This is a genomic window from Aeromonas sp. 603404, from assembly GCF_049171775.1.
Classification (GTDB): Bacteria; Pseudomonadota; Gammaproteobacteria; order Enterobacterales; family Aeromonadaceae; genus Aeromonas; species Aeromonas veronii_A.
Window position 1 is genome coordinate 739,847 of record NZ_JAAKPE010000001.1, and the last position, 20,552, is coordinate 760,398.

General features: G+C 56.7%; 19 protein-coding genes and 1 pseudogene. 2 read left to right on the forward strand and 18 right to left on the reverse strand.

Translation table 11 applies throughout. The annotated features are described in order from the left end of the window. Nucleotides 1-151: 151 nt before the first annotated feature. The 14 genes from G5306_RS03220 to yceD form a co-directional block, all read right to left on the reverse strand. Complete coding sequence (locus G5306_RS03220) at nt 152-1,180, reverse strand: tyrosine-type recombinase/integrase (protein ID WP_337072244.1); 1,029 nt, start codon at nt 1,178-1,180, stop codon at nt 152-154. A gap of 286 nt (nt 1,181-1,466) precedes the next feature. Next, a complete protein-coding gene (locus G5306_RS03225) occupies nt 1,467-2,246 on the reverse strand; it encodes a TatD family hydrolase (protein ID WP_421312374.1) in 780 nt (259 codons plus the stop codon). Between the two features lie 25 nt (nt 2,247-2,271). Continuing rightward, a complete protein-coding gene (holB, locus tag G5306_RS03230) occupies nt 2,272-3,219 on the reverse strand; it encodes a DNA polymerase III subunit delta' (protein WP_421312375.1) in 948 nt (315 codons plus the stop codon). Continuing rightward, nucleotides 3,204-3,845 carry a dTMP kinase gene (gene tmk, locus G5306_RS03235; protein WP_236280478.1) on the reverse strand — a complete coding sequence of 214 codons (642 nt, stop codon included), beginning with the start codon at nt 3,843-3,845 and terminating at the stop codon, nt 3,204-3,206. The genes holB and tmk overlap by 16 nt, the downstream gene beginning before the upstream one ends. After that, nucleotides 3,845-4,846 (reverse strand): endolytic transglycosylase MltG, encoded by a 1,002-nt coding sequence (gene mltG / locus G5306_RS03240; RefSeq protein WP_162632596.1) that lies wholly within the window; start codon nt 4,844-4,846, stop codon nt 3,845-3,847. Before mltG ends, tmk begins: the two co-directional genes overlap by 1 nt. Continuing rightward, nucleotides 4,836-5,642, reverse strand: a complete 807-nt coding sequence (gene pabC / locus G5306_RS03245) for an aminodeoxychorismate lyase (RefSeq protein WP_421312376.1) — start codon at nt 5,640-5,642, stop codon at nt 4,836-4,838. The genes mltG and pabC overlap by 11 nt, the downstream gene beginning before the upstream one ends. A gap of 68 nt (nt 5,643-5,710) precedes the next feature. Next, entirely contained in the window at nt 5,711-6,952 is a 1,242-nt protein-coding gene (fabF, locus tag G5306_RS03250) for a beta-ketoacyl-ACP synthase II (protein ID WP_139459412.1), read from the reverse strand. Between the two features lie 82 nt (nt 6,953-7,034). Continuing rightward, nucleotides 7,035-7,271, reverse strand: a complete 237-nt coding sequence (acpP, locus tag G5306_RS03255; RefSeq protein ID WP_005300909.1) for an acyl carrier protein — start codon at nt 7,269-7,271, stop codon at nt 7,035-7,037. A gap of 158 nt (nt 7,272-7,429) precedes the next feature. Then, nucleotides 7,430-8,164, reverse strand: a complete 735-nt coding sequence (fabG, locus tag G5306_RS03260; RefSeq protein ID WP_005333159.1) for a 3-oxoacyl-ACP reductase FabG — start codon at nt 8,162-8,164, stop codon at nt 7,430-7,432. Between the two features lie 13 nt (nt 8,165-8,177). After that, nucleotides 8,178-9,113 carry an ACP S-malonyltransferase gene (fabD, locus tag G5306_RS03265; protein ID WP_255912249.1) on the reverse strand — a complete coding sequence of 312 codons (936 nt, stop codon included), beginning with the start codon at nt 9,111-9,113 and terminating at the stop codon, nt 8,178-8,180. A gap of 71 nt (nt 9,114-9,184) precedes the next feature. Then, a complete protein-coding gene (locus G5306_RS03270) occupies nt 9,185-10,144 on the reverse strand; it encodes a beta-ketoacyl-ACP synthase III (protein WP_421312377.1) in 960 nt (319 codons plus the stop codon). A 7-nt stretch (nt 10,145-10,151) separates the two neighbouring features. Beyond that, nucleotides 10,152-11,171 carry a phosphate acyltransferase PlsX gene (gene plsX / locus G5306_RS03275; RefSeq protein WP_337072245.1) on the reverse strand — a complete coding sequence of 340 codons (1,020 nt, stop codon included), beginning with the start codon at nt 11,169-11,171 and terminating at the stop codon, nt 10,152-10,154. A 9-nt stretch (nt 11,172-11,180) separates the two neighbouring features. After that, complete coding sequence (rpmF, locus tag G5306_RS03280; RefSeq protein WP_005300935.1) at nt 11,181-11,348, reverse strand: 50S ribosomal protein L32; 168 nt, start codon at nt 11,346-11,348, stop codon at nt 11,181-11,183. Nucleotides 11,349-11,367: 19 nt separating this feature from the next. Beyond that, complete coding sequence (gene yceD, locus G5306_RS03285) at nt 11,368-11,889, reverse strand: 23S rRNA accumulation protein YceD (protein ID WP_337072246.1); 522 nt, start codon at nt 11,887-11,889, stop codon at nt 11,368-11,370. A gap of 119 nt (nt 11,890-12,008) precedes the next feature. On the opposite strand from yceD, the gene G5306_RS03290 reads away from it, so the two are divergent. Next, nucleotides 12,009-12,590 (forward strand): Maf family protein, encoded by a 582-nt coding sequence (locus tag G5306_RS03290; RefSeq protein ID WP_216953600.1) that lies wholly within the window; start codon nt 12,009-12,011, stop codon nt 12,588-12,590. Between the two features lie 105 nt (nt 12,591-12,695). On the opposite strand, the gene G5306_RS03295 is transcribed toward G5306_RS03290, so the two are convergent. Further along, complete coding sequence (locus tag G5306_RS03295; protein WP_421312378.1) at nt 12,696-13,370, reverse strand: HAD-IA family hydrolase; 675 nt, start codon at nt 13,368-13,370, stop codon at nt 12,696-12,698. Next, nucleotides 13,370-14,314: a 23S rRNA pseudouridine(955/2504/2580) synthase RluC gene (rluC, locus tag G5306_RS03300; protein ID WP_421312379.1), complete on the reverse strand. Its 945-nt coding sequence runs from the start codon at nt 14,312-14,314 to the stop codon at nt 13,370-13,372. Before rluC ends, G5306_RS03295 begins: the two co-directional genes overlap by 1 nt. Nucleotides 14,315-14,727: 413 nt before the next feature. Here rluC and rne point away from each other — a divergent pair, with 413 nt between their 5' ends. Beyond that, entirely contained in the window at nt 14,728-17,835 is a 3,108-nt protein-coding gene (rne, locus tag G5306_RS03305) for a ribonuclease E (protein ID WP_421312380.1), read from the forward strand. Nucleotides 17,836-18,345: 510 nt separating this feature from the next. Here the strand turns inward: rne and G5306_RS03310 are convergent. Next, nucleotides 18,346-18,902, reverse strand: a pseudogene (locus G5306_RS03310) (IS3 family transposase); the annotation flags it as partial. A gap of 116 nt (nt 18,903-19,018) precedes the next feature. Continuing rightward, nucleotides 19,019-20,488, reverse strand: a complete 1,470-nt coding sequence (locus G5306_RS03315; protein WP_005336717.1) for an inorganic phosphate transporter — start codon at nt 20,486-20,488, stop codon at nt 19,019-19,021. Nucleotides 20,489-20,552 lie beyond the last annotated feature (64 nt).

Sequence of the window (20,552 nt, forward strand, 5' to 3'; positions counted from 1 at the left end):
CGATATTACATTTCTGAGTTTGTTATCTCTCATCACATGCCATTATCCATTGGAAGATGCCCTTCCCCTTTGGGCTGTTGGCTGCGCGACAAATATATCATCAGATCAACAAGATATCATTTAACATAAAAAACTAAGTGACGCAGTTGTGTCAAAGCAAGCCATCAAGGGCATGATCGGAGAATTTATGGGCGTCATCGAAGTACTCCTGCAGGGTTCGCATATCCTTGTGGCGCGTTACCTCGATGATCTTGTTCATTGGCTTGCCGGCAGTCACCGCCGAGGTGATAAATCCGCGCCGCAGGCTATGGCCACTGACGTAAAGATCGTCGATGGTTTGGCCGGTTCGGCGTTTGATCATCAAATTGATGCCCTGGGGGCCGAGTGGCTCGGCCATCAGTTGACCCCAGCGGTTCATGCGCCGAAACAGCGGCCCCTCGCTGATCCGACTTTTGTGTAGCCAGTTTTGCAGTGCCGATACGGGGCAATAGTGCTTGCCCGGGATCAGGGCTATCTCGGTTTCATGCAGTTGATGTTTGCTCGGTTTGAGGCGAAGGCGGATCCCCTGCCCCACAAAATCGAGATCGCTCACCTCAATCCGGGCTGCTTCCGAGCGGCGCAAAGCACCACTGAACATCAGGAGCAGCAGGGTGTGATCACGCAAACCCGCGAGCTCCCTGGTGTCGATGCCATCCAGCACCTGGGTCAAAGGCTGCAGCGTCAGGGCACCGGTTTTGTGCTTGCGGTTATCCCCCAACCTGACAATACCGCGCATCATCTCCTTTATTTCGGGATGTTCGGTCGGCATCGGGTGAATGCCTTTCTGCTTGAAGGCATAACGGATCCCCGCCAGCCGTCTCACCAGGGTTGCTGGTTTTCGAGGCTCGCCATTACGCAGTTCTCCCTTCCCCTCCTCTTTATCCAGCCATACCCAGTCGGCCAATACGCCGTCGGCTTGATCAGCGAGAAAATTCATGATGTCGTGATGGGTCGTTTGCAGCGGATCCAGCCCGTGTAATTGACACCAGAAGACAAAAATACGGGTATCCGCCTGATAGGCATTGAGGGTGGAATCCGCTTTTGCACTGCGCAAAAAGCGGCGTGCCCGACTATTTAGCTGTGCATCGAAAATAGTCTGCAGTGACTGATGAGCCGGATTGGATAAGGATGGATATGCCACGGAACACTATGATTCATATGAAGTTTGATAGGATCTTACAGGATCCTCCACACACATCAAGTATCGATAATGAATATTATCGATACTTAGAGCATCCTATTTTAATACCCATTGACCACGCTGAATAAAGGAAACATAGGAATATCATTCGACCCGGTTTAGCAAAAACGAAAAAGTAACATTTGAAGGAAGAAGTGAGAGATAACGCAGCTCGGTGTTGATATTCAGGTGGGTAATCAGCTTGGTATTTGAAAATTAAAAAGCCCCGAATAACGGGGCTTGGGGATTATTTTTTCGCCAGCTTGAACAGTTCAAAGAAATTCCGGCTGGTGGCTTCTGCCAATTCATTGAGCGGAATATGACGCAGGTCAGCAATAAACTGCGCAACGTCTCGCACAAAGGCGGGTTCGTTCTCCCTCCCCCGATGCGGTACGGGGGCAAGATAGGGCGAGTCGGTCTCGACCAGCAATCTGTCGAGGGGCAGAGCCTTGACCACCTCTTGCAGGGCGGACGCATTTTTGAAGGTGGCGATCCCGGAGATTGAGATATAGAACCCCATCGCCATCGCCGCTTGCGCCATCTCGAGGGATTCGGTGAAGCAGTGCAGCACACCGCCGACCTGATCCGCGCCCTCTTCACGCATGATCTGCAAGGTATCTTGCTGGGCATCACGAGTGTGGATGATCAGCGGCTTGTTCAGCGCGCGAGCAACCCGGATATGTTCGCGGAAAGAGGCTTGCTGAACTTCCTTGTTCTCGGGCGAGTAAAAGTAATCGAGACCGGTCTCACCGATGGCCACCACACGTGGATCGGCAGCTTGCTTGAGCAGCAACTCGGCATCGACACCGCGTTCCTGATTGAGCGGGTGTACCCCGCAAGAGGCAAACACCTGGGGATAGGGCGCGATCGCCTCGAGCATGGTCGGGAACTGTGCCTGAGTCACACTGACACAGAGAAAATATCCCACGTCCAGTTTCGCGGCCTTGGCCAGTACATCAGCTATGCTGGTCTGCTTGCTGCCATAGCTGAGGCGATCGAGATGACAGTGGGAATCAACGAGTAACATATAAAACCTTTCTGCTTGTCAGTACTTATAACCAGCGACTGAGCCAGTTCATCAGATGGATGGTGGGATTGGAGAGCTGACCCGGCTGACATGCCGCTTTCAGGGCAACCAGATCTTGTTCTGCCTCCAGCAGTTTTTCGCTGGAGTGCTGCTCCGCCAACCGTTGACTCAAAATAGCCAGATCCGGCATTGCCAGTTGATGGTGACCACATCCGGCCTGGGTTTTCAGAGCATCGCACAAGAAGAGCTGCAACCACTGCAACCTGACCTGCATCTCCTGACCCAGCTGGCTGCACAGTGCCGTCGCCTTGACCGGACTTTGACTCAGGGCGACAAACTGCTCCAGCAATTCGCGGCGAGTACCGTCCTGTTGCTGCTCGATATAGTCGAGTACCCGCAGCGGGGCACCCTGACAGATCCGCACCTGAGCCAGAGTGGCCTGATGACCCTGCTCGGCCAACCAGCGTACTGTCTCCCCTTCTGCAGGCAACTGACAGACATGTTTGTGACAGCGACTGAGAATGGTGGGAAGCAGCCGGGAAACCTGGGAAGCGATCAGCAACAGCAAGCTGTCGCCGGCCGGCTCTTCCAGGGTTTTCAGCAGGGCATTTGCCGCCGATTCGGTCATCCGCTCCGCATCAGGAATGATCACCACCTTGCCACGGCCAAGCTGGGCAGAGCCCTGCAGCCGGGTGCAGATCTCGCGAATGGCCTCGACCCCGATGGTCTTGCTGTCGCGGGTGATGGTGCCGAGATCCGGGTGGTTGCCCTTGTCTAACAGCTGGCAGGAGTGGCACTGACCGCACGGCTCTCCGCGATCCGGTTGCTGGCAAAGGTGTAAACGCGCCAGCCGCTCGGCCAGTTGCTCCTTGCCAAGACCGGGATCTCCTAGCAACAACCAGGCGTGGCCGAGACGACCGGACTGGGCCGTCTGGCTCAGGGCATGCCAGTCGGGGATCAGCCAGGGATACATAGCGGCTCGTTCGACAGATAGTGATCCAATGCACACTCAATGGACGTTTTGACCTGTTCCGGCGTTCGCGCCGCATCGATCACCACAATGGAATCATCCTTGGCGGCCAGTTCGAGATAACGAGTTCGGGTACGCTCGAAGAAGCTCAGTTGCTCCAGTTCGATGCGATCCAGCTCGCCGCGATGGCGAGCGCGCTGCAAGCCAAGGGCAGGATCGATATCTAGATAGAGGGTGAGATCCGGCTTGAAGTTGCCAAGCACCGCCTGCTTGATAGCACCGATAAGCTGGGCATCGATACCACGGCCACCGCCTTGATAGGCCTGGGAGGAGAGATCGTGGCGATCCCCCACCACCCAGACACCGTCGGCCAGTGCGGGTTTGATGCGGGTCTCCACCAGTTGTACCCGGGAGGCATACATCAGCAGCAATTCCGCCTCGATGGTGAGGCGCTCGTCGTGCACCTCTTTGACGATGGCCCGCATCCGCTCGGCCAGTGGCGTACCACCCGGCTCGCGGGTGCACTCGATCCGGTTGATGCCGTGGCGCTGCAGATATTCGGTCACATAACGCACGGCCGAGCTCTTCCCTGCCCCTTCCAATCCTTCGATCACAATAAATTTAGACATTAGGGTTTCTTCAATATGTATTCGCGAACCGCCCGATTATGTTCGTCGAGGGTCTTGGAGAAATAGTGGGCACCGCCCCCCTTGGCGACAAAATAGAGATAGTCGGTCGATTTGGGGTTAAGCGCAGCTTCGATGGAGGCCTTGCCCGGCATGGCAATAGGCGTGGGCGGCAGGCCGTCGATCACATAGGTGTTGTAGGGATTCTTGTCGGTCAGATCGCTGCGGCGAATGTTGCCATCGAAGCGATCCTTCACCCCGTAAATGACGGTGGGATCGGTTTGCAACTTCATGCCCAGACGCAGACGGTTGACGAATACGGAGGCGATCTGCGCCCGCTCGTCCGGCTGGCCGGTCTCTTTCTCGATGATGGAAGCCATGATCAACGCCTCATAGGGCGTTTTGTAAGGCAGGTTAGCCTGACGTTTTTCCCAGCTCTGCTGCAGGAAGGTCTCCATATCCTGATGGGCGCGGCGCAAGATCGAGAGATCGCTGGCATGGGTGGTATAAGCGTACGTTTCCGGCAGGAACCACCCCTCCAGCTTGCCATTCTCGATGCCGAGCTCCTGCGCCAAGTCGGCTTCGGATTGCTCAACAGTCAATCGCTCAAGGTATGGGGCGCTGGAGAGCTGCTTCTGCCAATCCTCGAAACGGGAACCTTCGACGAAGGTGAGGCTGAAGTGAAACTCCTTGCCCGATGCGAACAGAGAAAGGGTCTCCTTGAGAGGGGCCCCTTCCTTGATTTCATAGGTGCCCGATTTGATGGCCACCAGTTCGGGATGGCTGCGCAGCCAGAGCCGCACCGCCCAGGGGCTGGTTTCCCCCTCACCCAGTTCAGCGATCAGGCGCGCCGCATGGGCGCCCTTCTCCACCGTAAAGAGCCGGGTCGGCCCCTTGTTGGTGAGCGTCTCTACCTGTTGCCATTTGTAATGTACATAGCCCCCGGCAGCGGCTACCGTCAGTGCCGCCCCCGCGAGCAGGGTGTAAAGCCGATTAAACTTCAATGACCAGACGCTCCTGTAAACGGCGACTCAATACCGCTGGGGGATAATGGATATCCTCGATGCCATTGACCGGCACGACCCCCATCAGGGTATTGGTGAGCCACACCTCTTCCGCCTGCCATAGTGACTCCAGCGGAGCCTCTACCACACGCAACTCAATACTCATCTGTTTCAACATCGCCATCACCTGGCGGCGCATGATGCCATCGACACCACCGCGGGCGAGATCGGGCGTAAACACCGTCTTGCCCCGACGCCAAAACAGATTGGCACTGACCCCTTCAATGAGAAAACCGCGACTGTTAAGCACTATCCCTTCGACTGCATTTCGGCTGACAAGTTCGCTTTTTAGCAATACCTGCTCCAGACGATTCAAGGTTTTAAGCCCGGCCAGCATGGGGGCATCGCCGATCCGCTGGCGGCACACCACCATCTCGATCCCCTCCTGTTGCCACTGGCCATAGTGAGTGGGAAACGGCGCCAGAGTGACAATCCGGGTTGTGTGCTGACATCCGCTGCCGTCATAGCCCCGCCCCCCCTCGCCGCGGGTCAGGATCACCTTGGCCACGCATTGTGGTTGCTCGGCCACCATCTCTTCAACCTCCTGGGTCAAGAGCTCCCAGTCCGGTTCAACCAACCCCAGCCGGTTGTTGGCCAGCTGCAACCGTGCCAGATGGGCAGGCCACTGCAACACGCGACCCTCCCTGACCGCCATGGTGGTAAAGTGACCATCAGCATAGGCCAGCCCCCGATCATGGGCCGAGATGGTATCAAGCTTCATTCCATTGATAAGCAAAGGGATCCCTCCGATAAAAAAGGCCCGATACCGGCAGTATCGGGCCTGTGTCTTTGCCCTGCGGCAAATTATACGCGTTTGAAGATCAGTGAGCCATTGGTGCCGCCAAAACCAAACGAGTTGGAAAGGGCGAACTCGAAGCTGCCTGGCTTGGCCACATGGGGTACCAGATCCAGATCGCACTCATCATCCGGGTTGTCGAGGTTGATGGTGGGCGGAGCCACCTGATCACGCAGGGCCAACACAGTGATGATCGCCTCGATGGCACCGGCGGCGCCAAGCAGGTGACCGGTCATTGACTTGGTAGAACTGATCATCAAAGATTTGGCGTGCTCACCAAACACCGACTTCATGCCACGCAGTTCAGCCACATCACCCAGCGGGGTGGAGGTACCGTGCGCGTTGATGTAACCAATCTGCTCGGGGGCAATGCCGGCATCCTTGATGGCATTTTTCATGGCGCGAGCACCACCGTTGCCATCTGCAGGAGGCGCAGTCATGTGGTACGCGTCACCGCTCATGCCAAAACCGACCAGCTCGGCGTAGATCTTGGCGCCACGGGCCTTGGCGTGTTCGTACTCTTCCAGCACCAGTACACCGGCACCGTCACCCAGCACGAAACCGTCGCGATCCTTATCCCACGGACGGCTCGCTTTTTGCGGCTCGTCGTTGCGGTTGGAGAGTGCCTTGGCGGCAGCAAACCCCCCCATCCCCATCGCGGTGGAGGCTTTCTCGGCGCCGCCAGCGACCATCACATCGGCATCACCGTAAGCGATCATCCGGCCAGCCATACCGATGGCATGGGTACCAGTGGTACAGGCGGTGGTCACAGCGATGTTCGGCCCTTGCAGACCTTTCATGATGGAAAGATGACCGGACACCATATTGATGATGGTGGACGGAACGAAGAAGGGACTGATCTTGCGTGGGCCGCCGTTGACCAAGCTTTCGTGGTTCTGTTCAATCAGACCCAGACCGCCGATACCGGAGCCAATGGCCACGCCGACACGTTCGGCATTCTCTTCATTGATGGTCAGGCCGGAATCATCCAGCGCCTGCATACCGGCCGCGATGCCGTATTGAATGAAGAGATCCATCTTGCGAGCGTCTTTACGGTTGATACCGTACTGCTCGGGATCGAAATCTTTGACCAGACCCGCGAAGCGGGTTGCAAACTCGCTGGCATCAAAGTGTTCGATAAGGGAAATACCGCTCTGCCCGTTGAGCAGTGCTTGCCAGCTGGATTCGGCAGTGTTACCCACCGGGGAAAGCATCCCCAAGCCGGTCACCACGACTCTGCGTTTTGACACTGAGGTAGTCTCCGAGAGGTGTTTTGAAAAGGAACAAATACAAAAGAAGCGGCCCTTGGGCCGCTTCTTTCAGAACAGGAACTTATTCCTGATTAGCGGTGATGTAGTCGATAGCCGCTTGAACAGTGGTGATCTTCTCGGCTTCTTCATCAGGAATTTCGGTATCGAATTCTTCTTCCAGCGCCATTACCAGTTCAACGGTATCCAAAGAGTCAGCGCCCAGGTCGTCGACGAAGGAGGCAGCGTTCTTAACGTCTTCCTCTTTAACACCCAGTTGTTCGATGATGATTTTCTTTACGCGTTCTTCGATGTTGCTCATGACCTGAATTTTCCTTTAAAAATACGCTATTTGCGTCTGGTTGGGGTAGTTTATTCAATTGACGTGAGTTTGCAAGTAGCTTGCCGCTGGTCAAACCACGAAATGTGCCAAACTTCGGCGTACTATCGCAAATTTGAACAGATCTTACGACAAATTGATTACACCATGTACATCCCGCCATTAACATGCAGGGTTTCGCCGGTGATATAGGCTGCTTCATCAGAAGCCAAGAATACCACAGCTGCGGCAATTTCTTTTGGATCACCCAAACGGGCGGCAGGCACCTGACTCATGATGCCGGCACGTTGATCGTCATTCAGGGCACGGGTCATGTCGGTTTCGATGAAACCGGGAGCAACCGCGTTCACTGTGATACCACGGGATGCCACTTCCCGCGCCAACGATTTGGTAAAACCAACCAGACCGGCCTTGGCGGCAGCATAGTTGACCTGACCGGCATTGCCCATGGTTCCCACCACGGAGCCAATGCTGATGATGCGACCGTGACGTTTCTTCATCATGGCACGCAACACCGGTTTGCTCAGACGGTAAAGCGAGGTCAGATTGGTATCGATGATCTCGTTCCACTCGTCATCTTTCATCCGCATCAACAGGTTGTCACGGGTGATCCCTGCGTTGTTGATCAGGATGTCGATGTCGCCAAAGCGCGCCTTGATGGCGGCGAAGACGGCTTCGATGGATTCTTGGCTGGTCACGTTGAGTGCCATGCCACAACCATTCTCGCCCAGATAGGCGCTGATCGCCTCGGCACCGCTCTCGCTGGTCGCCGTACCGACCACTTTCGCGCCACGGGCCACGAATGTTTCGGCAATCGCACGGCCGATGCCACGACTGGCACCGGTCACCAACACAACCTTATCGGTAAAGCTCATCACTTGCTCCTGTTTACTTGATCTGGGCCAGCGCCTGCTCGAAAGAGGCGGCATCGTTGGCGTGAATACCTTCCACGCGCTTGTCGATACGCTTGGCGAGCCCGGTCAACACTTTGCCCGGTCCCATCTCGATCTCGAGGGTAACCCCCTCATTGGCCATCCGCTCGACAGTCTCGGTCCAACGAACCGGGCTGAACAGCTGACGAACCAGTGCTTGCTTGATGGCGGCCGGATCCTGTTCACAGGATACGTCGACATTATTGATGACCGCGATGGTTGGAACCTTGATCTCGATCCCGTCCAGCGCAGCTGCCAGTTTTTCTGCGGCAGGTTTCATCAGCGCGCAGTGAGACGGCACGGAGACCGGCAGCGGCAGCGCACGCTTGGCGCCCGACTCTTTCATCAGCACGTTGGCGCGCTCAACGGCCTCTTTGTGACCGGCGATAACCACCTGGCCCGGGGAGTTGAAGTTGACCGGAGAGACCACCTGCCCTTCTGCCGCTTTTTCGCAGTTGGCGGCGATGGATTCGTTATCCAGACCGATGATAGCCGCCATGGCCCCGGTGCCTTCCGGTACCGCTTCCTGCATGGCCAGACCACGCAGCTCGACCAGTTTGACCGCATCGGCAAAATCGAGTGCGCCGCTGCAAACCAGCGCCGAGTACTCACCCAGGCTGTGACCCGCCATCATGGCAGGCGTTGCCCCACCCAGCTGTTGCCAGAGGCGCCACAGGGCGACAGAGGCAGTCAGCAGCGCAGGCTGGGTGCGCCAGGTTTTGTTCAGATCTTCAACCGGACCATCCATCACCAGGGCAAACAGGTCATAACCCAGCACCTGGCTCGCCTCGGCGAAGGTCTCCTTGATCACGGCATGTTGTTCGGCCAGCTCGGCCAGCATGCCTACGGACTGGGAACCTTGTCCCGGGAAGGCAATGGCAAATTGGGTCATCATTGATTCCTTTTAGATAAGACAAAAATGAAATCGATGACGGGATGATGGGCGCACCATCCCGCCGAAGATCAGAGGCGAACCAGCGCAGAGCCCCAGGCAAAACCGCCGCCAAAGGCTTCCAGCAGAACCAGCTGACCCGGTTTGATCCGGCCATCCCGCACCCCTTCATCGAAGGCGACCGGAACGGAAGCGGCAGAGGTATTGCCGTGCTTGTCGAGGGTCAGCACCACTTTATCGAGGCTCATACCCAACTTCTTGGCGGTGGCGCTGATGATGCGGAAGTTGGCCTGATGCGGCACCAGCCAATCCAGCTCGCTCGGCTCGATGCCAGCAGCGGCCAGCGTTTCGGTTACGATCTCGCTCAGACGGGTGACCGCGACCTTGAAGACATCGTTGCCCTTCATATACATGTAGGCTTCGAGCTCGGCACCCGGCATGCCGCGACGAGGGTGCGGCAGCTTGAGCAGCTCGCCATAACGGCCATCGGCATGAAGATGGGTAGAGAGGATACCCGGCGTCTCGCTGGCACCGACAATCACAGCCCCTGCCCCATCACCAAACAGGATGATGGTGCCGCGATCTTGTGGATCGCACATGCGGGAGAGTACATCGGCCCCGACGACCAGCACATGGCGGGCGGCGCCGGATTTGACGAACTGATCGGCAATGGAGAGTGCGTAGGTGAAGCCTGCGCAAGCAGCAGCCACGTCAAAGGCAGGAATGCTCGGAACGCCGAGCAGCCCCTGCAGCTCGCACGCGGCAGCCGGGAAGGCATTTTCAGCACTGGTAGTGGCCAGCACTATCATATCGAGATCGGCAGCGGTCAGACCGGCTGCATCCAGGGCGCGCAGGGCGGCCTGGTAAGAGAGGGTGGCAACGGTTTCGTCAGCCCCGGCAATACGGCGCTCACGGATACCGGTGCGTTCCACGATCCACTCATCACTGGTCTCAACCATCTGCTCGAGATCGGCGTTGGTACGCACTGAACTCGGCAGGTAGCTGCCAGTACCCAGAATTTTGCTATGCATAGAGTTCTTATAGATCCCTGTCAGAGAAGACAGCTTCAAGGCGATCTGCTATTTGCAGTGGAAGTTGATGTTTGGCCTCTTGTGCGGCCAGCAGGATCGCATTACACAGAGCGCGCCGTTCGGCCCGCCCATGACTTTTTACCACAATGCCGCGCAATCCTAACAGACTTGCTCCGTTATACTGGTCGGGGTTCAGGTAAGAAAAACGCCGTTTGAACATAAATCCGGCGATCCGGCCAAGAAAAGTGCGTTTCTTGCGGGGATATCCGGCCAGCTGAGCCATCATCCGCACCACCCCTTCTGCCGTCTTGAGGGCGACATTGCCGACAAAACCGTCGCAGACGATCACGTCGCTGTCGCCGCTGAAGATGCGATCCCCTTCGACGAACCCGACATAATTGAGCGCGTGGCACTGACGCAGCAATTCGGCACTGTGACGCACCAGATCGTTGCCCTTGATCTCCTCCTCGCCGATGTTGAGCAAGGCAACACGGGGTGATGCAATGCCTTCTACCTTTTCGGCCACGACGGAGCCCATCACCGCAAACTGCAATAGGGTATCGGCATCGCAACTGACGTTGGCGCCAAGATCCAGCATCACGGTGCGTTTGCCGCTCAATGTCGGCAGCGCCTTGATAAGGGCAGGTCTGTCTACCCCGGGCAGGGATTTGAGCACGCACTTGGCCATCGCCATCAACGCACCGGTATTGCCAGCACTGACGCAAGCATCGGCCTCACCGGCTTTCACCAGATTGAGTACCACCCGCATGGAGGAGTCTTTCAGAGTACGCAGCGCCACGATCGGTTTATCGCCCATGCCAACCACCTGGGATGCATGTACGAAACGAACGCGGGGATTATTCAGCAAGCCATGTTGCTGCAGCAGAGAAGAGGTCTGGTGCTGGTCGCCGACCAGGATCAGTTTTAGCTGGGGTAAAAGAGACAGTGCCTGCACGGCGGCAGGCACTGTTTCCGAGGGGCCAATATCTCCCCCCATGATGTCTAGCGCGACAGTTTGCGTAGACAAAGGCAATCCTTAAGCGATTACCTTTTTACCGCGGTAGAAACCATCGGCAGTCACGTGGTGACGACGATGAATTTCGCCACTGGTCTGATCAACAGTCAGGGCAGCGGTGGTCAGCGCATCGTGGGAACGACGCATGCCACGCTTGGCACGGGTTTTACGGTTCTGTTGTACGGCCATTGTAGGCTAACTCCTAAATTCACTTACGTTTAAGCTCTTCAAGAACTGCAAAGGGATTCGGCCGCTCATCAGCAGGTTCGATTTCACCCCAGGTCATCTCCATGTTACCGCGGGGACACGCATCCAAAGAATGCATGGCTACCTGAGGCAACGAGAGGATGAGTTCATCCTCCAGGATTTGATGAAGGTCTATCTCGCCGTTTTCGTCCAACTCAATGGGCTCATAAGCTTCCGGCAGTTCTTCCTCGTTTGTTCTTTCGAACAGCGGAGTGTAGATAAATTCAGCTTCACAGAGATGCTCGAAAGTCTCTCCGCAACGTTGGCAAACCAGGTCGACCTTGGCATGGGCAGTGCCTTTCATAACGGTCAACTTCTGGACATCTTTGCCAAAGTGCAGCGATACCTCGATATCACTCAGCAAGCCAGCGGTTGATTCCTCCAGCCTGGGCATCTGCGACTTTTCCACTATCCCGACATAGTCGAGCAGCTTCAAGGCACTACGGACTGGATCAACCTTAACGGGCAACTTCACCTTTTGCATAGGGCGCAAATAATATAGGTCCAACAACTGATAGTCAAAGGAAAAAGTCCTTACCGCCGATGATTTTAACGTCACAAGTCCCTAGAATGCCGGTACCTGCTTTCATCGGTAACTCGATTATGCCACAGAATCTGATCCTCGCCTCAACTTCTCGCTATCGCAAAGCCCTGCTGGAGAAGCTTGGTCTCCCCTTTGAATGTGCCGCCCCCGATGTGGATGAGCGACCGCTGGCTGGCGAATACGCCGAGGCGCTGGTGGCCAGACTGGCTCGTGCCAAGGCTGATGCCATCGCCCAATATCGTGATCACGGCTTGATCATCGGCTCTGATCAGGTGTGTGTCTGCAATGGCCACATCCTCGGCAAACCGGGCACCATAGACAATGCCATCGCCCAGCTGATGGCGGCTCAGGGGCGCAGCGTCACCTTTTACACCGGCCTGTGCGTACTTAACGCTGCAACCAATGAGATTCATCAATTGATTGAACCGTTTACGGTTCACTTTCGCGATCTCGACGAAGCCGCCATTCGCCGCTATGTAGAGGCTGAACTGCCCCTCGATTGTGCTGGCAGCTTCAAATGCGAAGGTATGGGCATCGTACTGTTCAAGGGGCTGGAAGGGCGCGATCCTAACGCCTTGATCGGTCTGCCACTGATCGGCCTGATCGAACTGCTGGAGCGCCACGGTATTGCCCTGCCCTGATTGCGGACGAGACGAATAGATAAGCTAGATCGAGCATATAAAAAGCCCGATCAATAGACCGGGCTTCTGTTATCAATCAGATTGATGTCTCTTAAAGAGAGGCATCTATAACAGCCCGCGAAGAGCCGCCATAGAATCCACCACCGCCACTGGCCCGTGACGACTGAGGGCATCGCGGCTATCCACCCCCCAGGTGGCACCAATACGCGGCATGGCGATCGCCTCGGCCATCGCCATATCGTGAACAGAGTCGCCGATCATTACCGCCTGCCGGGTTGACAGCCCCAGCTCATCCAGGATCTGCTCAAGCATCAGCGGATCAGGCTTGGAGCGAGCCTCATCGGCCCCGCGACTGGTTACAAACAACGGGCGCAGTCCGGTCTCATCCAATACCCGATCCAGCCCACGGCGTGATTTGCCGGTCGCGACGGCCAGTTGCACCCCTCGTGACCGCCAATCATGCAGCAACGCTCCTGCCCCGGCAAACAGCGGGCTGGGGGTGGCATCGTGCAGATAGTGATGACGATAGCGATCGATGAGTGCGGCAATCTGGCGCTCATCAAAGGCACTACCACTGCCACTGCCACTGCCACTACTTAAAGGGAACAGACGGGACATGGCGACATCAAGGCTCAATCCGATGATCTGCCGGATCTGGGCTGGAGCAGGTACCGCCAGCTCACAATCTCTGGCGGCCCCTTGCACACAGGCAACAATCCGGCCTACCGAATCCATCAGGGTGCCGTCCCAATCGAAAATGGCGAGCCGGATATCCTGCATCAGCGTGGCAAGCCGTTGAGGAAGTTGTCGAGCTCAGGTGCCAGCGGCGCTTCTACCTGCATTTCGCGACCATCGGCCGGATGGGTGAAGCTGAGCTTCCAGGCATGCAAAAAGAGCCGTTTCAGACCTTGGCTGCGCATTTTCTCGTCAAACGCCGCTTCACCGTACTTATCGTCACAGGCGATCGGGTGACCGGCATGCAGGGTGTGCACGCGGATCTGGTGAGTTCGGCCTGTGATGGGGCTGCACTCGACCAGAGTCGCTTCGGCAAATTGACGCACGATGCGAAAGCGGGTTTCGGAGGGCTTGCCATCGGCACTGACCCGCACTACCCGTTCACCGGATTGCAGATCGTTTTTGCGCAGCGGCGCATTAACCACCTTGACGTGAGCCTGCCATTTGCCACGCACCAGCGCCAGATACTGCTTGCGCATGGTCTTGGCGCGCAACTGCTCATGCAGGCTGCGCAGGGCGCTGCGTTTTTTGGCAACCAGCAATACCCCAGAGGTGTCGCGATCCAGTCGATGAACCAGTTCGAGGAAGCGGGCTTCCGGACGCAGGGCGCGCAGCCCCTCAATAACGCCAAAACTCAAGCCGCTGCCACCGTGTACTGCCATGCCGGAGGGCTTGTTCAGCACGATCATGGCATCGTCTTCAAACAGGATCTGGCTCTCCAGACGCTGGATAACACCGAGGTTGGCTGAAGGCAGCTCATTCTTCTCGGCAACGCGCACGGGGGGCACCCGCACCTCGTCACCTGCGCAGAGTTTGTACTCCGGTTTGATGCGCTTTTTGTTTACTCGCACTTCACCTTTGCGAAGGATGCGATAGATCAGGCTCTTGGGGACGCCCTTTAGCTGAGTCTTGAGAAAATTGTCGATGCGCTGCCCGTCATGCTCAGCTTCGATGGTGAGCAGCTGCACTTGTTGTTGTATCTGTGTCATGGCGCGGATTTTAACACTGCCAGCGCCCCTTGGCTGCATGGTTTGTTGAAAAATGGCGCCTTGCTATAAAAGAGGTTTAAATGGGATAATAAACAAGGTTTTGTCATTGTGTTCAAGCCTTGTACTAAGTGGCCAAAAAGTATGCCACCCAATCCCGAAACACCGTGTATACAAGAACATGACGGTTCCCGGGTGCGAGGTACAACGCATGGAGAACACAAACATCACCGTTTATTTGTCTCCATTTCGGCATCCTTATTCATTCCTTCTCGAGAAGTGATGACCAGAACGCCCTTAGTTTGCGCCTCATGCATACCCCAACCGGGAGGTTGCCCCAGTATGCTGAAGACCCGAGGCCGGCGCTGGCAGGACCCAGATGGAGGAAATCAAAATGACACAATAATGAGAACTCAATGAAAAGAATGCTTATCAACGCAACTCAAGAAGAGGAGTTGCGCGTAGCGCTGGTTGACGGACAACAGCTCTACGATTTGGATATTGAAAGTCCGGGACACGAGCAGAAGAAAGCGAACATTTACAAGGGTAAGATCACCCGCGTAGAACCCAGCCTTGAAGCTGCTTTTGTCGACTACGGCGCCGAGCGCCACGGTTTCCTGCCGTTGAAGGAGATCGCCCGCAATTACTTCCCCTCCGGTTACTCCTATCAGGGTCGTCCCAACATCAAAGAAGTGGTTCGCGAAGGTCAGGAAGTTATCGTCCAGATCGACAAGGAAGAGCGTGGCACCAAGGGTGCAGCCCTCACCACCTTTATCAGCCTGGCAGGTAGCTACCTGGTACTGATGCCCAACAACCCCCGTGCCGGTGGTATCTCCCGCCGTATCGAGGGTGATGAGCGGACTGAACTGAAAGAGGCCCTGAGCGGATTGACCGTGCCGGAAGGCATGGGCCTGATAGTACGTACCGCAGGTGTGGGCAAGTCGCCAGAAGAGCTGGAGTGGGATCTGAACGTTCTGCTCAACCACTGGGACTCCATCCACAAGGCCTCTCAGGAGCGCGCCGCGCCGGTGCTGATCCACCAGGAAAGCAACGTCATCGTGCGTGCCATCCGTGACTATCTGCGTCGCGATGTGGGCGAGATCCTGATCGACAATCCGGTGATTTTCGAACGCGCCAAGGCTCATATCGAGCTGGTACGTCCCGATTTCCTCAACCGTGTAAAGCTGTACAAGGGTGAAGTTGCCCTGTTCAACCACTTCCAGATTGAGAGCCAGATTGAATCAGCTTTCCAGCGTGAAGTGCGCCTCCCCTCCGGCGGCAGCATCGTTATCGATCCGACCGAAGCACTGACCTCCATCGATATCAACTCCTCCCGCGCCACCAAGGGCGGCGATATCGAAGAGACTGCGCTGCAAACCAACCTGGAAGCGGCCGACGAAATTGCCCGTCAATTGCGTCTGCGCGACTTAGGGGGACTGATCGTTATCGACTTCATCGACATGACGCCGGTTCGCCATCAGCGCGAAGTAGAAAACCGTCTGCGTGAAGCGGTTCATCAGGATCGCGCCCGCATCCAGCTGGGCCGTATCTCCCGTTTCGGTCTGCTGGAGATGTCTCGCCAGCGTCTGCGTCCTTCCCTCAACGAGTCCAGCAGCCACATCTGCCCCCGTTGCCAGGGTCAAGGCGTGATCCGTGACAACGAATCCCTCGCCCTTTCCATCCTGCGTCTCATCGAAGAAGAGGCCATGAAGGACAACACCGAGCAGGTTCACGGCCAAGTGCCGGTGGATGTTGCAGCCTATCTGCTTAACGAGAAGCGTGCCGCCATCGCCAGTCTGGAGCAGCGCAATGATGTGCGTGTTTACATCATTCCGAACCAGCATCTGGAAACCCCGCACTACGAAGTGACCCGCATTCGTCAGAACGAGATCCCGGAAGCGGCCAGCTATGAGCTGAAAACCGAGATTGCCAAGCCGGTCTACCAGCCGAAGCAAGCTCAGGTGATCGAGCGTGAGCAACCGCTGCTGCAAGGCTTTGCCCAGCCGACTCAACCCGCGCCAGTTGCAGCACAGCAGCAGACAGCCCCGGCCGTTGCCGCTGCACCTGCCGAAGCAGGTTTCTTCAGCAAGCTGATCAAAGGCATTACCGGCCTGTTCAGCAGCGATGCAGCACCTGCCGACGTGAAAGCGCCCGCCGAGAAACCTGCTGCTCGTGAAGCACGCAAGGATGAAGGTCAACGTCACCAGCGCGAAGAAGGTCGTGGCCGTGGTCAGCGTCCTCGTCGTGACGACAATCGTGGCAACCGCAACAATGCGGAAGCTGGCGAGAAGCGTGAAGGTGGCAACCGCGAAGCCGGTGAAAACCGCAATCGCCGTCCCCGCAAAGAGCGCGAGCCTCGTCAGGAGCGTGAAGCCCGTGGTGAGGTGCGTAGCGAACAGCGCATTGAACGTGAACCCCGTCAGGAGCGCGAACCTCGCGAACCGCGTCAGGAACGTGCGCCACGTCCTGCCCGTGAACCTCGTGCTCCCCGTGAGCCGCGCACCGAAGTCGTTGTTGAAGCGGTAGACGCCGTTGATGCAACTGCCGTCCAGCCACGTCAGGAGAAAGAGCAGAAAGTGGCCGAGCGCCGCGAACGTCGCCAACTGCGCAAGCAGATCCGCGTCGATGTCGCCGCTGCTGACACCCCTGCCCTGCCGGTTGACGAAGTACCAGCGCAAGCTGAAGTGATCGATGCCACCGTGGGTAACGAGCAGGAAGAGCAGAGTGAAGGCCAGCGCCGTTCACGCCGCACTCCGCGCAGCCAGCGTATCGAAGGTCAGCGCCGCAAGCGCATCAACGAAGATGCCCGCAGCCAGCGTGACGAAGAACAGCAAGATACCACCACTCTGACCACCGCAGCCCAGGCAGATATTGCCAAAGCGCAGGTTGAAGAGCCGGTAGTGCCTGTTGTTACCATCCCGAGCGCTGAAGCCGTCGCTGCTGCCCTGCAAGCCTCTGCGGCACTGACCGAGCATGTGGTTGTCGAAGCCATTGCTGAAGAAGCTGCCGAGCAGGCTGCTGTTCAGGTTGAAGCAACTCAAGCCGATGTGGCTGCAAGCCCGGTTGTTGCAGCTGTCGAAGAGGTCGTGGTTGCAGCAGAGCAGGAAGTTGCCGTTGTCGCCGCTCCGGCTGTCGACGTGGCTGCCGCTACCATGGTTGAAACCGCTCCGGTTGTTGAAGAAACACCTGCCGTAACAGCCCCTGTTGTGGAAGCCGCACCTGTCGCAGCTGTTGTTGAACCACAAACTCCTGCTGCTGTCATCGAAACCCCGGCTACCGTGGCTGCGGTTGTAGTGGAAGAGACTCCGGTCGTTACCAAACAGGTAGCTCACGGTGCTGGCCTGCTGGCTCGTGCTCGCAAGGCATCCGCACCGATGGCAACCCCTGCCGTAGCCCCTGCCCTGCCTGCTCGTGAGCCGGTTAACTACCCGCCGCTGGTACGCAACGAAGTGAACACATCAGGTCGCCATGGTGGCAGCACTGCCGCCGTCAACGTGGCCACCTGCCCGGCCGGCCGCCCCTGATATCCACCGGTAACGACTAAATCGAGAGCCACACCATTGTGTGGCTCTTTTTTTATCTTCATGACATAGATTGCTCGAGCTTCATCGATAAGGAGTTTGGATGAGGAACCTAATGCAAATATCCTCTTGAACACCCGACTCCGGTCAGTAATACCTCGGATATGGACAAACAAATCCGCTACCGATACGCCGCATGGCATTGACCAAGCCACAGACTGGCTCATGACTCTCTCCTCTGTTTGAACCGGGAGCTTGGCGACAGCAAACTGTGTCTGTGTCGTAAAGGTTTGCTAAACCGGCTCAAGATTTTCATTCTATCTTCCGACTCGTTAAAAATGATATTCGATTTCTAGTCTGTTGGCATATAACAGCAAAGCATCGCTCAGTGCATACACAATACAAACAGGGATTAATCGGCATTACTGCGCGACGAGGAAACCCTAGACTGGGCTGCACCTAGCGGTACTCGGCCAATATCCGAAACAGCCTGTCCCGCCCGACCTTGAACTAGGCATCATCCTGACCCTGAAGCAGATAATGCAGCTTGCTAGTGCCGACCTGCAGTTGTCGCAGCTGAACCTGACGCACAAATCGCACCACCTGCAGCCCCTGAGCTTAGATGTCCGTCCGCAACCCGATTGCGCTTGTAGAAAGCCTGCCGGCTTATTCCCAGAAACAGGCAAGCCCTGACAATGGTCAGCCTCTCGGCCTGCCGCTGCGAGAGGACTTGTCGGGTCGCTTTTTTACGATGGAAACGCCTAGTCGTTCTTCAGCACATCGACGACTTGGGCCTTCAGGCTTATCAGCGCCAGCTGCTCGAGCTCTTTGATACATTGTTGGTGCGTCTGTTTGTCGGGGTCAGGCATGGTGATGCTATTGCCGGCGGGTACAGATACCTCAGGCTCCAATCTTGCCAACCATGTTTACGCAAACCACACCAGAATGGTCGAATTGCCCTGAATGCCATATCGGGCTTGTGCTTGCAGGCAGCTGAGCTCGCCTTTTTCAATCTGTTCGACCAACGCCAGTTTAAACGTCAGCGAGTCATCGCGCGGTGTCCGTTTCACACCTTATCCCATAGGACTGTTCATTTATTGGGGGGAAAGGTGTAAACCGTATTCAGGAGAGGACAGGAAACACAAAAAAGGGCCCGCAGGCCCTTTATCGAATATGGTATTGGCATTTAGCCAAACAGATGATGGCTGACGATGAACAGGCCGCCGGAGAGCAGCATGGTCAGCGGCAGGGTCAGCACCCAGGCCATCAGGATGGTCTTGATGGTCTGGCTCTGCAGGCCGGATTTGTTGGCTACCATGGTACCCGCCACCGCAGAAGAGAGGATGTGGGTGGTGGACACCGGCATACCGGTCAGACTGGCGACCCCGATGGAGGTAGCAGCCGTGATCTGGGCCGCAATGCCCTGGCTATAGGTCATGCCGGTAGTGCCGATCTTCTCGCCCACGGTATGAACGATACGACGCCAGCCCACCATGGTGCCGCAACCGAGCGCCAGCGCGATGGAGACGATCACCCAGGTCGGTGCGTATTCAGCGGTCGCGGTCAGATCCTTGCGCCATTTGGCCAGATCGGTCAGCTCCTTGGCTGGCAGCGGCAGCTTGGCAGCCTTGCGGGCGGTGTCATCGATACAGAGCAGCAGACGACGCACTTCGCGGCGGTCGGTCAGGCTCATCTGATCATAAGTACGCACGGCCCCCAGACGGGCATCCAGAGTGGCCATCGCCTGCAGCACGCCATCGGCGGAGCAGTGAGTCATCAGCTCTTCCTGAGCCGTTGCCGGTGCAGAGAAGTTGATGACACCAGAGAGGGCAGACTGGTTGCGCTGGTAGATCTCCATGATGCGCTGGTTGGCATCCTGGGTCCGGTCCAGATCATAGGCGCGGCTGTTCATGTCCAGTGCGAAATAGGCTGGCGCCATACAGATCAGCACAAGCATCACCAGACCGATGCCCTTCTGGCCATCGTTGGAGCCGTGTACGAAGCTGACGCCCATGGCCGAGGCCACCAGGGTCAGACGTGCCCAGAATGGCGGGTGCTTCTTGCCATCCACCAGCTGACGCTCTTCCGGCGTTTTGTGGATCTTGTTGCTGGTCCAGATGCGTTTCATCGCCAGCAGCAGCAGCGCCGCGATGATGAAGCCGATGGTGGGAGAGATGATGAGGGAAAGCATGATGTCGATCGCTTTGCCCACGTTGATCCCTTCTGTCACCGGTTTATGGGTGATCCAGGCATAGGCGCCGCCTACCCCCAGAATGGAACCGATCAAGGTATGTGAACTGGAGGCCGGGATCCCGAAGAACCAGGTGCCCAGGTTCCACACGATGGCGGAAAACAGCAAGGAGAAGACCATGATCAACCCTTGGGTGGAGTCCATCCCAAGCAGCAGGTCGATGGGCAACAGATGGACAATGGCATAGGCCACACCCAGTCCACCAAACATCACGCCAAAAAAGTTGAAGATCCCCGATGCGACGACCGCCAGGTGAGCTGGCATCGCCTTGGTATAGATAACCGTTGCTACCGCGTTGGCGGTATCGTGAAAGCCGTTGATAAATTCATAGGCAAGCACAAAAAAAACGGCCAATACCAAACCGATTGACCACCACAAACCCAAACCACTAAACATTTCAAACATAAAAAAAAGCCTGTTTATGAGTTGCGGCGGATTATGCCAGATGGCGGCCAACACCATAGCCACC